13 protein-coding genes and 1 pseudogene are annotated in these 15,485 nt (G+C 35.0%); 11 read left to right on the top strand and 3 right to left on the bottom strand.

The window, feature by feature from the left end; all coding sequences use genetic code 11:
- The 10 genes and pseudogenes from B2R82_RS03335 to B2R82_RS03290 form a co-directional block, all read left to right on the top strand.
- On the top strand, positions 1 to 586 hold a 586-nt coding region (locus tag B2R82_RS03335; protein WP_286923514.1), incomplete at its 5' end, for an aminotransferase class I/II-fold pyridoxal phosphate-dependent enzyme.
- A 301-nt stretch (positions 587 to 887) separates the two neighbouring features.
- A complete protein-coding gene (locus B2R82_RS03330) occupies positions 888 to 1,067 on the top strand; it encodes a hypothetical protein (protein WP_286923513.1) in 180 nt (59 codons plus the stop codon).
- A 72-nt stretch (positions 1,068 to 1,139) separates the two neighbouring features.
- Positions 1,140 to 1,388 carry a hypothetical protein gene (locus B2R82_RS03325; protein WP_286923512.1) on the top strand — a complete coding sequence of 83 codons (249 nt, stop codon included), beginning with the start codon at positions 1,140 to 1,142 and terminating at the stop codon, positions 1,386 to 1,388.
- A 69-nt stretch (positions 1,389 to 1,457) separates the two neighbouring features.
- Complete coding sequence (locus B2R82_RS03320; protein ID WP_286923511.1) at positions 1,458 to 2,234, top strand: hypothetical protein; 777 nt, start codon at positions 1,458 to 1,460, stop codon at positions 2,232 to 2,234.
- 575 nt (positions 2,235 to 2,809) lie between these two features.
- Positions 2,810 to 3,376, top strand: a complete 567-nt coding sequence (locus B2R82_RS03315) for a DUF4256 domain-containing protein (RefSeq protein WP_286923510.1) — start codon at positions 2,810 to 2,812, stop codon at positions 3,374 to 3,376.
- Positions 3,377 to 3,816: 440 nt separating this feature from the next.
- Positions 3,817 to 4,610: pseudogene (locus tag B2R82_RS03310) on the top strand (SDR family NAD(P)-dependent oxidoreductase).
- Positions 4,611 to 4,897: 287 nt separating this feature from the next.
- The gene (locus B2R82_RS03305; RefSeq protein WP_286923509.1) at positions 4,898 to 5,584 is read left to right on the top strand and encodes a response regulator transcription factor; all 687 of its coding nucleotides are present in this window, start codon (positions 4,898 to 4,900) and stop codon (positions 5,582 to 5,584) included.
- Positions 5,581 to 7,350, top strand: a complete 1,770-nt coding sequence (locus B2R82_RS03300) for a sensor histidine kinase (RefSeq protein ID WP_286923508.1) — start codon at positions 5,581 to 5,583, stop codon at positions 7,348 to 7,350. The genes B2R82_RS03305 and B2R82_RS03300 overlap by 4 nt, the downstream gene beginning before the upstream one ends.
- 154 nt (positions 7,351 to 7,504) lie before the next feature.
- Positions 7,505 to 8,149, top strand: a complete 645-nt coding sequence (locus B2R82_RS03295) for an N-acetylmuramoyl-L-alanine amidase family protein (protein WP_376781262.1) — start codon at positions 7,505 to 7,507, stop codon at positions 8,147 to 8,149.
- A 337-nt stretch (positions 8,150 to 8,486) separates the two neighbouring features.
- Complete coding sequence (locus B2R82_RS03290) at positions 8,487 to 9,086, top strand: nitroreductase family protein (RefSeq protein WP_286923506.1); 600 nt, start codon at positions 8,487 to 8,489, stop codon at positions 9,084 to 9,086.
- 128 nt (positions 9,087 to 9,214) lie between these two features.
- On the opposite strand, the gene B2R82_RS03285 is transcribed toward B2R82_RS03290, so the two are convergent.
- Positions 9,215 to 10,369: a DUF418 domain-containing protein gene (locus B2R82_RS03285; RefSeq protein WP_286923505.1), complete on the bottom strand. Its 1,155-nt coding sequence runs from the start codon at positions 10,367 to 10,369 to the stop codon at positions 9,215 to 9,217.
- Between the two features lie 297 nt (positions 10,370 to 10,666).
- Between B2R82_RS03285 and B2R82_RS03280 the strand changes: the two genes are divergently transcribed.
- The gene (locus tag B2R82_RS03280) at positions 10,667 to 13,861 is read left to right on the top strand and encodes a bifunctional cytochrome P450/NADPH--P450 reductase (protein ID WP_286923504.1); all 3,195 of its coding nucleotides are present in this window, start codon (positions 10,667 to 10,669) and stop codon (positions 13,859 to 13,861) included.
- A 647-nt stretch (positions 13,862 to 14,508) separates the two neighbouring features.
- Here B2R82_RS03280 and B2R82_RS03275 read toward each other — a convergent pair.
- Positions 14,509 to 14,667 carry a hypothetical protein gene (locus B2R82_RS03275; RefSeq protein WP_286923503.1) on the bottom strand — a complete coding sequence of 53 codons (159 nt, stop codon included), beginning with the start codon at positions 14,665 to 14,667 and terminating at the stop codon, positions 14,509 to 14,511.
- Positions 14,668 to 14,743: 76 nt separating this feature from the next.
- Entirely contained in the window at positions 14,744 to 15,289 is a 546-nt protein-coding gene (locus B2R82_RS03270; RefSeq protein ID WP_286923502.1) for a hypothetical protein, read from the bottom strand.
- Positions 15,290 to 15,485: the final 196 nt, after the last annotated feature.

The raw sequence follows: 15,485 nt of genomic DNA, 5'->3' as shown, positions 1-15,485 counted from the left end.
TTTTTTAATCATTGAGGACGATGCCTATCACGACATCTATTTTGATCATGCCCCGCCACCGCCAATTTACACATATGATACAGCTGGGACCGTCATTTATATCCGAAGCTTTTGTAAATATATCTCACCTGGTTTGAGAATCGCGGCTGTTATCTGTCCATCATCCTTAATGAATGCACTACTAACAGTAAAATCATTAGCTGATAATGGCTCACCGCTTCTCAATCAAAAAATTTTTCTCCATTACTTTTCATCACTAAGATTGCAGCAGCACCTAGAGAAAATACGGATTGCCCTTCAGATTCGAAAGGAAATCATGGAGGAAGAGCTAGCAGTAACAGATTGGAAATGGATCAGTCCAAAAGGTGGTCTTAATTTATGGGTGCAGCTTCCAGATACACTTCCTACTGAATTATTATTAAGCAAAAGTATTGAGCAATCTATATCCTTTGTGCCAGGTCAAGTTTGTGATCCATTAAAACAACTATCATCCTGGATACGTTTAAGCTATTCATACGTAAATGAAATACAGCTACGGGAAGGGGTAAAAAGGTTTGTGGCAGTAGCACAATCTCTTTCTATGTGAGGGGAGAGGCTTTGATTAAAGGTTTGCAAAACTATATCAAGGCCTGTCTTCCTATTTTGCTGTGCGAAAGTTGGGTTCATAAAATTAACCTCTTTAAAAAAAATGTAAAAACAAAGAAATTCCCTTTGAATCAGAAAGGTGAGTTGGCATATTACTATCATATAGTTGGCTGAAGGGCACATATCTTCCAACGTATCCTTTTTGAAAAAGTAACTGGAACTAAACGGGATCTTCTGGAACTGAACCGTTTGTTGGAGTTTCTTTGTAATTATCAGAAGAGGAAGAAATGGGGAGGTATTATGTGATTTTGTGGATGTTCATGGCATTTCTTAACGACGTTAGGAAGCTAACAGAAGAAGTATCAAAATTATTAACGGAAAATGAAGATTTAGAGCGAATTGAATTACATTTTTGTGACAAAACAATTAAGGTCAATTTTGACCTAAAGTATCAAATGTTTACTGTACGTTTTGTGGGGTGAATTAAAAGAGGAATTTCTTTTCTACATAAAGAATATAGTACTATCTAAAAAATACTGGGGGGTGATTAAATTATGAATAACAATAATAATGATAATGGTGAAAAAAAAGATAAAAACTACGATGATTTTCCAAAATCGGAAAGACTAACTGCCGCTTTTTTACTTTTTTCAGTATTAATTTGGGGGATTTATGATAGCTTTACGACAGGCAATTTAGGAGCTCCGTGGTATTTAATTATAATGACTTCTGTCTTTAATATAATAGCTAGAAAATATTATACAAGAAAAAATTTAAAAAAAGAAAAAGAAATTAAACAGTAATAAATTTACTATTTAATTAATATATGGTATTGTTAATGAGAATTAAAAATACTAATATGGGGTGAGGAAATGGTAATTTCAAAAAAAATAATTGCTAGTACACTTTGTTCAACAATGCTGTTTGCAAGTAATAGTATATTTGTTCCCAATAGTACATTTGCCGCTGAAAATATGATAACAGGGACAGGGTTTAATGTAGTAAATTCGGAAATTACAGATAGTACGCATAGTTTCACTCTAGTTAATTCTGATAATGAAATTGATATTGATATTGAAAATACTGTCGATGGTTTTATAGTGAATACAGTCGCTAATGATACTGAGACGAGTACTTTGATTTATAACAGTTCTACTGGTATAGCTACTTTAGATGGTGAGATTTTTAATTTCGAGCTAACTGAACCTGACTTTAATGCTGATTCAAATTCAGAAGTATCAGTATATGCGAATGATTATGTATATGTATCTTCAGCTAAAATTAGTTTTGATGCTACTGTTGGTGGTATTGCAGCAGTAGCCACTGCAATGACAGCAGCAGGTCTTTTATCGAAATGGCTTGGAGTGAGCATTGGTAAAAAGTTAGTTGAGACAAAAGTTGCAGATGCATTAAGCGCAATTGGCGTTTCTACTTTAATAGGAACTAATGTTTTGGATGGTGAATGGAGAGCAGACTTGGTAAGAACCAAAGAAAAATTTAATACAGGGTATCCAGGTTCAATAAATCAATATCAATACAAGTTCCGATACCAAAATATCCATACGTATCTTACAATAGGGAGTTATAAAATAAATTTTGCTATTGATAATGTTGGTGATTGGTGGTTCCAAGATAAACCGATGCGTTAAAGCAGTTCCTTTAAAAAAGGCTGTTTTCTCTAAGATTGTTTAAATAAAAATAGAGGTTTAATCTACAAATCGTGTTAGATTAAACCTCTATTTTAATTCAAGTATTTAACATAATGTTTGTTAAGTTAAATCTCTTTTCTAGTTGAATAAAGAAAAAAATCAAAATTTTTGTATCCCCTAACAACTAGTTCAATGACAGCTCAAAATTATCCTTGCGAAATATTAGCTGACTCCTATTCTAAAAGTTAGTGAATAGGCTACACTTAGACAGATTCCATAAGGGCTAGTACACTATAATTACTAACCTACCTAAAGGAGCGTAGTGGTGGGCAAGATAGCCTTAAGCCGGTTAGAAGCCCTTGGTATAGCTAGATTCTAGGCTATCGAATCATGAGAGGAAAGACTCCGTGTCAAGTTGTGATTATTCACGAACTTGTATAGAAGGTAAGTTAATCAGCGAAAATGTACATACTTAGACTAGCAAAATGTACACGGATATTTTGACATTTAGAGTTTTAGCCACTGCTATTAATGTTTAATTAAGAACTTATTAAAAACAATAAAGGGGAAATGATATGACTAAGAGTAATATGGAATTATCACTAGAACAACGGGAGGAACTACTTAGCACTTTGAAAGCACGTTTTGAGAAAAATATGAATCGCCATAAAGATCTTGAATGGGCTAAAGTACAAGCTAGGCTCGAAGCAAATACTGAAAAACTGTGGTCACTTAATGAAATGGAAGTAACTGGCGGTGAACCAGATGTAGTTGGCCATGATAATAAGACGGACGAATACATTTTTTATGATTGTTCTGCAGAAAGTCCTAAAGGTCGCAGAAGTATTTGTTATGATCGTGAAGCGTTGGAGTCAAGAAAAAAACACAAACCAGAAAATAACGCTATTGATATGGCAACTGCAATGGGCATTGAACTTTTAACGGAAGAGCAATACCGCGAGTTGCAGAAACTTGAAAATTTCGATTTGAAAACATCAAGCTGGGTCCAAACACCTGTAAATATTAGAAAACTCGGTGGGGCCCTCTTTTGTGACTATCGTTACGACACTGTTTTTGTGTACCATAATGGAGCAGATTCCTACTATGCGGCTAGGGGCTTCCGTGGCTCGCTAAGGGTCTAACATAAGGTACTCCAATATTGGAGAGGATATGCTGGTCAGGGTTCCTGGAGATCAGTACTATGGATAATTATGTGCTTAAGCATTACTAGGTGCGATATTGAATGCCCTCCTAATTCTAGTCAATTTTTTCAAGCTTCTATTTAAATTAAGTAACATATTATTTGAAAGCATTGATTGCGTTCGGTTATATGCGACTAATTAGTGAAGTATTACTTTCAGCATTTCCACAGCGTATCGTGATCTATCGCAGGATTTTTTACCTAATATTTCCCAAAAAAACAAGTTATCTGTATTTCCATATTTGTACATGTCATCTCATTTTAATGAGGAGGGTGTTGTATACCCGCTCCTTCTTAAATTGTTTTTTGTTTAAAAGAAGGGAAGAAACCCATACTTTAACCATAAAGCAATCTTATAAAGGTAATTGAGAGGGGTTTAATATGTTTCTAAATTTGAAAGGGAAACAGCGCTAGTTACGGGATTTACTGCAGGAATTGGGAAAGCCATTGCAAAATCATTAGTAGCAGAAGGTGTTACTGTCATTATTAATGGACGCCATGAAGAAAAGGTTCATCAAACCATAAAAGAAATCTAAGTACAGTATCCAGAAGCTATCCTTCGATCATTAGTCTCTGATTTAGGAACCGAAGAGGGTTGTCAAAGGGCTATTGACGAATTCTCAAAAGTAGATATTCTAATTAATAACCTAGGGATTTTTGAGCCAAAAGAATATTTTGATATCTCTGATGAGGAATGGTTTAAGATGTTTGAGGTCAATATCATGAGTGGTGTTAGGCTTACTCGCTGGTATCTCAATCAAATGATTCAAAAAAAGGAAGGAAGGGTTATCTTTATTGCGAGTGAGGCAGCTATTATGCCATCACAAGAAATGGCACATTATAGCGCAACGAAGACGATGCAGCTCTTACTTTCTCGTAGTTTAGCTGAGCTGACTAAAGAAACAAAGGTAACCCTCAACACAATTATGCCAGGTTCTACTTTTACAGAGGGCGTGGAAACTATGCTAAATACCCTATATCCTAATGAAGATTTGACGTTGGAAGAAGCTGAGGTGCGCTTTATGAAGGAAAATCGGTCAACCTCTATAATTCAGAGACTCATTCGCCCAGAAGAAATTGAGCATTTTGTGACATTTTTAAGTAGCCCACTTTCTTCCGCTATTAATGGTTCTGCGTTGAGAATCGATGGGGGATTAGTACGTAGTGTATTTTAGGAGAGTTTAAATTCTTCTATCCTCCTAGAAATCTCAAATTAATCAAGCAAAATGGCATTGGAACCTATTCCTTTGCCTTTTTTATTTTTCGTATATTACCAGTAACTTTGAAGGAATACAGAAAAAAGTAATGTCGTGAAAGAGGAAGTATACCCGTGTTAAAAGGATATGAATTTAGAAAGAGTTAAAATTATTTATTTTTGATATGATATCTATTTCATTCTGATACAATGTGTTTACAGACAAGTTTAAACACAAAAAATTATTATAGAAAATTTGGAGAAGTTATGCAGAAGACGATTTTACTTGTAGAAGACGAGGATATTTTACGTGAAATAGTTAAAGATTATTTATTAAATGAAGGTTTTGAAGTATTAGAAGTAGCAGATGGAAAAGAAGCTTTAACTATTTTTGAAAATCACGAAGTTCATTTAATGATATTAGATATCATGTTACCAGAATTAGATGGATGGTCAATTTGTCGAAGGGTTCGGAAAACATCCAATGTACCTATCATTATGTTAACGGCACGGGCCGATGAAGATGATACATTACTTGGTTTTGAGCTGGGGGCAGATGACTATGTGACAAAACCTTATAGTCCACCCATTTTATTAGCAAGAGTGAAGCGATTAATAGAGAGTCGTTATAGTTCTGCTGGTAAAGTATCAACAGAAGATATTTTATCTAGTAATGGCATTCATGTACATATTCCCTCACGAACAGTAACTGTTGACGGAGAAATTATCAACCTGACATATACCGAATTTGAAATTTTAACGTATTTAATGCAAAATCAAGGAATTATTTTGACGAGAGAACAATTAATTATTAAGATTTGGGGGTATGAATTTGCAGGTGACGATCGTACTGTCAATAGTCATATCCGTAATTTACGTCATAAACTAGGACACAAAGCTACTTGTATTGTAACAGTTGTCCGAAGTGGTTATAAATTTGAGGGGAATCTATGATAAAAGGAATCGTATTAAAATTATTTGTGCTGACAACAGCATTATGTACACTAATTTTAGTTACTATTTTTATTGGTCAAACCCTTTTTTTTAAGGAATATTATGCTAGTAGAAAAGTTGATGATGTTCAAAAAAGTATTGAAACCTATGAAAAATTATCTAAAAAAGCTGAATATAATACTCAAACAACCCGAAAGATGGAGGAGAATTTTTATCTAGATAATTCATCATGGGTAACAACGTTAGATAGTTCTGGAAATATTAAAACTGCAAATGATTTTTCATTAGAAGTACAATTAGATCCTGAATTTTCGAATCGTTTAATTCATATTCCCTTGTATAGTTTTATTGATTTTGAGGATATGGATAGAATAACGTTCCTGCTAGAGCAAGGAAGTCGGATCTTTATTGATGGCGTAAAACAAGGAGATACATTACTTCCTACTATATTAACAGTTGAAAATGGGGATATTGTTTTAGAGAATCGGCAACTTTCAGAGAAAATCTATGGAAAACAAACTTCTCCAACTTCAGATTCACAAATTTACTTGGTTGGAAATATCACGAACTTACAATTACCACAGAAAACTGTAGGGGCAAACTTTATTTATGCCAATCGTGTGTTAATTAATAGAATAAAACAATTTCAGGTGGATTTAATAACGAATGACAAGCAACATTATTTAGATTCCACAGAAATAATGGATTATAAGGAAAATGGTGTTACCTATAAAGTCATCATTAAACCGACAAAAGATTCAATGGGGGAAACAAATTATATTTTTGCTTTGACCTCCTTACAACCGGTTGATGAGGCTGTTCAGATGATAAAAGATTACTATGTATACTTAATTATTTTTGTATTACTTCTAATTGTCTTGGTATCGTTCTATTACTCTAAAAAAATCGCTAAGCCTTTGTTACAAATAAATCATACAACAAAAAAAATCGCGGATTTGGATTTTTCTGAAATGATTCCCGTTACTACTAAAGATGAAATCGGTGATCTATCAAAAAATATTAATACACTTTCGAAAACTTTACATTCATATATAGTCCAATTACAGCAAGATATAGAGAAAGAAAAACAATTAGAAAATACACGTAAAGAATTTATTGCCGGTGTTTCACATGAATTAAAGACACCTTTAAGTATAATGAAAAGCTGTATTTCTATTTTAGAAGATGGTGTTGCTAGTAATAAAAAGGAACATTACTTTCAAGCAATGGCAAAGGAAATAGATCGAATGGATATGCTAATTATTGATATGCTAGAGCTAGCAAAATTTGAGTCTGGAACGTATAAGTTGGAAATGGATGTTTTCTTTATTGATGAGGTAATAGAGTATATAACCGATCAACTAGCTTTAGATATTTCAAAAAGGCAACTACACGTTCGTAAATCTCTTTCCAAAATTAAAGTAGCTGCAAATCAAAATAGAATTGAACAGGTGATTACGAACTTTATTAGCAATGCTATTCGATATACGCCTGAAAACGAAGATATTATCATTTCAACGATGGAAGAAGAAGATCGTGTAAAAATATGTATAGAGAACAAAGGCACACATATTGCTTCCGAACATTTAGAGAAAATATGGGATCGTTTTTACCTGGGAGACACCTCTCGTAAACGCACCAATAGTGGTACGGGATTGGGTCTAGCTATTTCCAAAAATATTTTAGAGTTACATGGTATGCCATATGGTGTATCGAATACTAAAGATGGCGTATTATTTTATTTCTATTTAAATAAAAACGTGTAAGTTTCATTTCTACACGTTTTTTATATTTTAAACAAAATCGATCTAATCTGCATTTAATCTTTATTAGTCTTCATTACTATTTCTTTAGACAATGTATTGAAGCTGATAAGGAGTTTTTTGTATGAAAAAAATAATTATTTTGCTCGGATGTATTATGTTAATAATTACTGGATTTTGTTTGCTACATATGAAAGCGAAAAAAAATGTTCCAAAAGATGGTTACCATTTGAGCGATAAAATAATTGTAATTGATCCGGGGCATGGTGGAAGAGATCGAGGGGCGACAGGGGAGGTACTAGGTACAATTGAAAAAGATCTTAATTTAAAAGTAGCTCAAAATTTGAAAAAAGAGATAGAAAATAGGACAAATGCAAAAGTTATCTTAACGCGTGAGAATGATACCAGTTTACTTTCTGAGACGAATCAAAAGGAAGAATTACGAGCCCGTGTTAAGGTAGCTAGCGATTATTACGCTGATTTATTTATTAGCATTCACCACGATGCTTTTGAGGATACTAATGTGAAAGGAATAACAACACATTTTGGAGCGAATAAAAAACATGATAAGAAATTAGCTGAAATTGTTCAAAAATCGATTTTTAATCAAAAAATAACTACTCGAAATCGAGGTATACAAGGAAGTGATTTCTATGTACTAAAAGAAAATTCCTCACCAGCTATATTGATTGAATTAGGATTTACATCTAACGAAGATGACGAAAAAAGAATGAATTCAGCAAAATTTCAAGCAAAAACACAACAGGGAATTGTAGATGGCATTATTGAGTATTTTAATTAGTTGAATCAATTTCATAAATCATACTTTTCAAGTGCTTAGCCTGCACCTATTAAATCCACAGACATTTGTATACTCTATTGTCTGTTTGGATACCATATTTTTTGAACACAAAATATGTACCTGGAGCATAATACTTAAAATAGTATAAGTAGGGAAATTTGCCAAAAGGATTAAAAAATAGCAGTGCTAATGATGGCCTTGACTTACAGGTGTAGGCGAGGTTTTAAAAAATAAAACAGCCATTTGAAGATTCTAAATGATTTGGTAAGTAAAAATCCCTAAGTGACAGATGCAATGTGTGTAAAAAGAAATTTAGTAAATTGGGAGGAAGAAAATTATGACAAAAGATTTCTACACTACACTTAAAGAAAGACGTACTTACTACGGAATTAATAAAGAGGTAAAAATATCGGATGAAAGAATTAAAGAAATTATAGAATTCGCTGTGAAATATACTCCATCAGCATTCAACTCTCAAACTGCACGTATTGTTGTATTATCAGGTGAGGCACATAATAAATTATGGGACATCACAACTGAAACATTAAGAAAAGTAGTTGGAGATAGTGATTTTTCAGGTACTCAACAAAAAATGGATTCCTTTAAAGCAGGTTATGGGACAGTTTTATTCTTAGAAGATGAAGCTGTAGTTAAATCGCTTCAAGAGCAATTTGCTGCATATGCTGAGAACTTTCCAATTTGGTCAAATCAAGCATCAGGTATGCACCAACTAGTTGTATGGGCAGCATTGGAAGCAGAGGGATTAGGAGCTTCATTACAACATTATAATCCATTAATTGACGATAAAGTGAAAAAAGAATGGAATATCCCTGATAATTGGAAGCTAATTGCTCAAATGCCATTTGGCAATCCGACGGTAACACCAGGCGAAAAAGAATTCCAACCACTTGAAAATCGAATAAAATTCTACAAGTAATTAATGTATACGAAGCCAGTACCTTAGCGGAATTGGTTTTAAACTCTTCAAAAAACCGCGAGAAATCAACATTTATAAAATTGATTTCTCACGGTTTTTGTTATGTCCCAACCCCTGTTTAATTCATTTTAAACTTGTTCTTTTTGCTTTAAACGGCCCCTTAATGACCAATTCGTCCACATACGTAAAATTTGTTCGAATGGACCGCGCTTCCATTTTTTCAAGTATAAAAAGCTCATAACACATTGGAAACTATAGACAATAAGCCCGAACAATATGCCATTAAAGACGCCAATTTTTCCAAACAGCCCTAAACCATAGCCATAAAAGACAGTCGTACAAATAATCGATTGCATTAAATAATTTGTTAATGATAGCTTACCGACACATTCAAAGGCCTGAGAAATAATAGAGGTATGCCAAAATTTATACAGTAAGGCAGCTAAACATACATAGCCTAACGATAATAACTGAGCACCGCCCATCGAAAGCATTACAGAAAAATTGTTTTCCATTAAACTTAAAGACTTGCATAACAGCCCAATTGGTACAAGAAGTGCTCCTAACATATACCATTTTTTCTCCTGCTCTATATTCTCAAATGCACGTACCTTGGCAAGACCCATGCCTACTAAAAATAATGGTAAAAGAAGAATTGGTGCCATCAATATCATAAGAGCGATTTCTGCAGGCTTTTCCGTTTCTGATGGCTCTGGATTGAGACGGAAATCAAATATTTCTGCATAAGTACCATTCGCATACATATGACTTTCTTTTGCAGCATACGTATCCTTCTCTTGCTGTTCTTTCTTTGAAACCTCACTTTGACCATATGACAGTGCGATAGTAATAACAAACAATATCCCTGCCCAAATAAATGCAGTTTTGGCTTTTCGATTGATAAAAAGAACCAATATAGGAATCATTAAACCATAAAATAGTAAAATATCACCCTCCCAAATGAATAAGTGGTGTAACCATCCTAATACAATAAGCCCGATGCTTCTACGAAGAATGACCCATCTACTTTTTCTCCCTTTTCGGCGTGCAGATTCCACTAGCTTCATCAGTGAAAAGCCGAAAAGTAATGTAAAGATTGGCATAAATGAGCTTTCAACAACAACCTTCAAGAAATAATATGCACCTTGATCGAGCAGCGATAAGCCCTTTAGATTTTCCTTTCCTTGCATTCCAAATTGAAAAATCAGTAAATTCGCGAGCAATATCCCAAACAAACTAAATCCTCGCATACAATCAATAAAAGAAACTCGTTTTATTTCCATTAAAAAACCTCACTATTCATTAACTATATTGTAAGTATATTGGAATAACCTTATAGCAAAATAATCGATACCTTAAAAAAAGCTTAAACAAATAAAAGGATTAAAAAGTGATTATTAAAAACTTTTTTCTCCTCTTATTTTTTCTTAATCATTTGGGACACATTAAGGTTGGACTCTTTTTAGGCTCACCGAATAACCCTCATCTTGAAGGGTATAATGGACTTTAGGTGCACTATAGTGGTGTTTACTTTCTGTATGAAATTGTGTTTCATACTTTTTTGAAAGGGTGTGTTTTTAATGGAAAAAAAAGCGTCTACTATTCCTCAACCGAAAACATATGGACCGCTGGGGAATATCCCATTAATCGATAAAGATAAACCGACCCTATCGTTTATCAAACTAGCGGGAGAGTATGGTCCCATTTTTCGGCTTCAAACTTTAAGAGACAGCATCATTGTCATTTCTGGACATGAACTAGTAGAAGAGGTTTGTGATCAGTCACGCTTCGATAAAAGTGCAGAGGGTGCTTTAGCAAAGGTTCGATCCTTTGCTGGAGACGGTTTATTTACAAGCTGGACTTACGAGCCGAACTGGAAAAAAGCTCATAATATACTGATGCCTACCTTCAGTCAACGAGCCATGAAGGATTACCATCACATGATGGTTGATATTGCTGTACAGCTTGTTCAAAAATGGGCAAGACTTAATCCGAATGAAGTGGTGAATGTCCCAGAGGATATGACCCGTCTAACATTAGACACGATTGGTTTATGTGGCTTTAATTACCGATTTAATAGTTATTATCGTGAGACCCCACATCCTTTTATCACTAGTATGACCCGTGCTCTAGATGAAGCGATGCATCAATTACAGCGACTAGATATAGAGGACAAACTCATGTTGCGAACGAAACGTCAATTTCAGTATGACATCCAAACTATGTTTTCTTTAGTGGATAATATTATTGCTGAACGTAAAGCAAAAGAAAGCCAGGAAGAAAATGATTTACTTTCTCGTATGTTAAATGTGAAGGATCCAGAAACAGGCGAAAAACTGGATGATGAAAATATTCGTTTCCAAATCATTACCTTTTTAATAGCTGGGCATGAGACAACAAGTGGTTTATTATCCTTTGCGATTTATTTCTTATTGAAAAATCCGGACAAATTGAGAAAAGCCTATGAAGAAGTAGATCAGGTATTAACAGGTCACACTCCGACATATCAACAGGTTCTGCAACTTAAATATATACGGATGATTTTAAATGAATCGCTACGTCTATGGCCTACCGCTCCAGCATTTAGCCTTTATCCAAAAGAAGATACGGTGATTGGCGGGAAATACCTAATTAAGAAAGAAGATCGTATTTCCGTTCTTATTCCACAGCTGCATCGGGATAAAGGCGCATGGGGAGAAAATACGGAAGAGTTCCAGCCTGAACGATTCGAAGATCCGGATAAAGTTCCACATCATGCTTATAAGCCATTTGGAAATGGTCAGCGGGCATGTATCGGTATGCAGTTTGCTCTCCACGAGGCAACTCTTGTACTAGGCATGCTTCTCCAACATTTTGAATTGATTGATTATCAAAACTATCAGTTGGATGTTAAGCAAACATTAACGCTAAAGCCAAATGATTTTAAGATTAAGATTCAATCCCGAAATCAAGATGCCATCCATCCTGCCGTTCTTCCACCCAAAGAGGAGACACGAAAGGATGATAAAATCGAACAAAATATTCAGAATATACCATCACTTATTGGGATCAATAATCTTCCTCTGCTTGTTCTTTACGGCTCTGATACAGGGGTAGCAGAAGGTGTTGCCAGAGAACTTGCGGACACAGCTAGTTTACATGGTGTTCAAACGGAAGTAGCTGCGCTTAATGATCGAATTGGAAGCATGCCAAAAGAAGGTGCTGTTCTGATTGTGACTTCCTCTTATAACGGAAAACCGCCAAGTAATGCAGGTCAGTTTGTGCAGTGGCTGGAGGAATTAAAATCGGATGAATTAAAAGACGTTCAATATGCCGTTTTCGGTTGTGGAGATCATAACTGGGCTAGTACCTATCAGCAGGTACCAAGATTTATTGATGAGCAAATGGCCCAAAAAGGAGGGACAAGATTCTCTAAACGCGGAGAAGGAGATGTAAGCGGTGACTTTGAGGAGCAGCTCGATCAATGGAAACGAAGCATGTGGTCTGATGCGATGAAAACCTTTGGATTGGAGCTCAATAAAAATGTGGAGAAAGAGCGTAGTACTTTAAGTTTGCAGTTTGTCAGTAGTCTGGGAGGGTCTCCACTGGCTCGGACATATGAAGCAGTTCACGCATCTGTAGTAGAAAATCATGAGCTCCAAGCAACTGGCAGTGATCGAAGTACTCGGCATATCGAGATAGCCTTACCAGAAGGGGTTACTTATCAAGAAGGAGACCATCTTGGAGTACTGCCAAGAAACAGCAAAGCGAATGTCAGCCGAATTTTAAAACGCTTTGGCTTAAACGGGAAAGAACAAGTGGTGCTGAGTGCAAGTGGACGCAGTGTAACTCACCTTCCTTTGGACCGTCCTGTTAGTTTATTTGACCTTCTTAGCTATAGTGTAGAAGTTCAGGAAGCCGCAACTCGAGCGCAAATACGCGAATTGGCGACATCTACGGCTTGCCCTCCTCATAAATATGAATTGGAAGCATTATTGGAAGAGGGAGTTTATCATGAACAAATACTAAAGAAACGCATTTCAATGTTGGATCTTCTCGAAAAATATGAAGCGTGTGAAATCCGTTTTGAACGTTTTTTAGAACTTCTTCCGGCACTTAAACCGCGTTACTATTCTATTTCAAGCTCTCCTCTTGTTACACCAGATCGTCTAAGTATTACAGTCGGTGTTGTTAGTGGACCTGCATGGAGTGGTCAAGGGGAATATAAAGGAGTCGCTTCTAATTATTTAGCTCAGCGTCACAATGATGATGAAATTACCTGCTTTATTCGAACGCCACAAGCAAATTTTCAGTTACCTGAGAATCCGGAAACACCTATTATCATGGTTGGACCAGGTACTGGCATTGCACCATTCCGTGGATTTTTACAAGCACGACGTGTCCAACAGCAAAAAGGTGTTCACTTAGGGGAAGCTCATCTATATTTCGGTTGTCGTCATCCAGAAATGGATTATCTCTATCGTACAGAATTAGAAAAAGAAGAAAAAGACGGTTTACTATCTTTGCATACAGCTTTTTCCCGCTTGGAAGGTCACCCCAAAACATATGTACAGCATTTAATGCAACAAGATGGAGCTCAGTTAATTTCGTTATTAGAGAACGGTGCCCACCTTTATATATGTGGTGATGGCAGTCGAATGACTCCAGATGTTGAAAATACTCTTTGTCACGTATATCAAGATATTCACGGAGTCAGTGACCAAGAGGCAAGAAATTGGTTGGATCTTTTACAGGTTGAGGAAAGATACGGAAAAGATGTTTGGGCTGGTATCTAAATGTTTCAAACTAGATGTTACTTTAATAAATTGATTTATCAAAATCCCGTATTTTCATACGGGATTTTGATTATGATGGCAAGGATTAGTTGCAAACCGCATGAAAAATTCCTTATCAATTATGCCCCAGGTAATTGATTTCGGCTTTGTCCTTAGACCTTCGTGATGCAGGTCAGTTAGCCGTTATCGCATGAATGCAATGATTATAGGCTAATATCCTTTATTAACTCCTTTTCGATTCCGTGACATCCACAGGTGGCTTTGGGTCAACAGATGCTTTTTGTGCGATAGCGTAGTGCTAACGCAGCGACAGCTGTTGCTTTGAAATGAGGTTTGATTATAAAAATCCCACAAACGTCAATAAAAAGAATCCATTTTGAAAAAAGATTGATCAGTATCTATTTCTGTAGCTCGCAGTATTTTCTGATTATTCATTCATTGATTAGCAGAACAAAACAAGAAGTCTACAATTGATAGAAAATAACTCGTGAATGTTACGGTCATGAAATGGCTAGAACAAAATATAAACAAATTAAAAACCACAAATGGGATTAACACCACTTGTGGTATATTATGTTAATTAATTGGGTATTTTCTAGAAAATGCTTCGTGAAAGCTCTATATACTAAGCAAGAGTGTTAAGAAAATTATTTTATTTTCTCCGATAAAATATGCACACCTATACAAACGGCTGTAAAAATGACTGCATGCATTATTGCTTCAGGTAAAGGGTATTTTTGATAAAGAGATAGAATAAGCAGCATTACGATAAAAAACAAACTATAAAAAATCAATTTTTTATTCATGTTCCACCTCTTGATATTCAATTTCAATCTACACGATTTATTAGGTACAACATGAATAAAATTGATTATTCCAAATTCATTGTACATACCATTTGGAAATTGTATAACTACCATCTCTAGCAACCACTATACAATAACGATATTGCCAAGTATTGTCTTTTCTTGTTTCACTAATATAAACAATAATTTCTTTCGTGCCTACAATTGGAACAGCTGTATAAAGGATAGGTCCACTGATTGGAGTATTATACGTCACCATAGCTGTCATTGCAGAAACAAAATTCTTATTCTCCTTAACAAGCTCACCTGTTTTTGTGTTGTAAATATTTTTAATAAATGGTAGTCGTTCTGAAATTCCGTAAGTTATTCTCGCTTTTAAAAGTGCACTTCCGGCTTGGGCTAAAGATCCTGTAGCTGCATTAAACCAAGTCTGTGTCGCATTTTGTACGTAATAATGATATCCCTGACGCTCATACATTATAAACTTTCCGTCAAGAATTGTAAATTCTAATGGAACACCGTTGTTCCAAGTAATTTCTGTATCAATTCTTTTAGGATTAGTAATAGTACCTAGCCCAGTAGGTGAGATAAAGTATAAAGCTTCGCTATGCTTTCGATACAAAAAACATTTGCTGAAAGAAGTAAAATGTGTTCTTTGGTTAATATGAGGAAATACCTAAAAGAAATATTGCACTTACATAACGAAAGGCTTGTAAATGTACAATGTATGTTTCTTGTAACATCATTTGCTAGTTTCTAAATTTTCGGCTTTAGGTGAATGGTTGTAAATTAATAAAATAGTAAGGTAATTAACAGGG

This window comes from Lysinibacillus sp. UBA6686 (assembly GCF_002455205.1).
In the GTDB taxonomy this organism is placed as follows: domain Bacteria; phylum Bacillota; class Bacilli; order Bacillales_A; family Planococcaceae; genus Lysinibacillus; species Lysinibacillus pakistanensis.
Note: the sequence above shows the minus strand (reverse complement) of the source record. Positions and strands in the feature narration are given on the sequence as shown.

Coding starts and splice junctions, on each gene's coding strand:
- B2R82_RS03305 (WP_286923509.1), top strand. CDS start 4,898: ATGCAGAAGACGATTTTACTTGTAGAAGACGAGGATATTTTACGTGAA.
- B2R82_RS03325 (WP_286923512.1), top strand. CDS start 1,140: ATGAATAACAATAATAATGATAATGGTGAAAAAAAAGATAAAAACTAC.
- B2R82_RS03300 (WP_286923508.1), top strand. CDS start 5,581: ATGATAAAAGGAATCGTATTAAAATTATTTGTGCTGACAACAGCATTA.
- B2R82_RS03315 (WP_286923510.1), top strand. CDS start 2,810: ATGACTAAGAGTAATATGGAATTATCACTAGAACAACGGGAGGAACTA.
- B2R82_RS03280 (WP_286923504.1), top strand. CDS start 10,667: ATGGAAAAAAAAGCGTCTACTATTCCTCAACCGAAAACATATGGACCG.
- B2R82_RS03275 (WP_286923503.1), bottom strand. CDS start 14,667: ATGAATAAAAAATTGATTTTTTATAGTTTGTTTTTTATCGTAATGCTG.
- B2R82_RS03295 (WP_376781262.1), top strand. CDS start 7,505: ATGTTAATAATTACTGGATTTTGTTTGCTACATATGAAAGCGAAAAAA.
- B2R82_RS03320 (WP_286923511.1), top strand. CDS start 1,458: ATGGTAATTTCAAAAAAAATAATTGCTAGTACACTTTGTTCAACAATG.
- B2R82_RS03290 (WP_286923506.1), top strand. CDS start 8,487: ATGACAAAAGATTTCTACACTACACTTAAAGAAAGACGTACTTACTAC.
- B2R82_RS03285 (WP_286923505.1), bottom strand. CDS start 10,369: ATGGAAATAAAACGAGTTTCTTTTATTGATTGTATGCGAGGATTTAGT.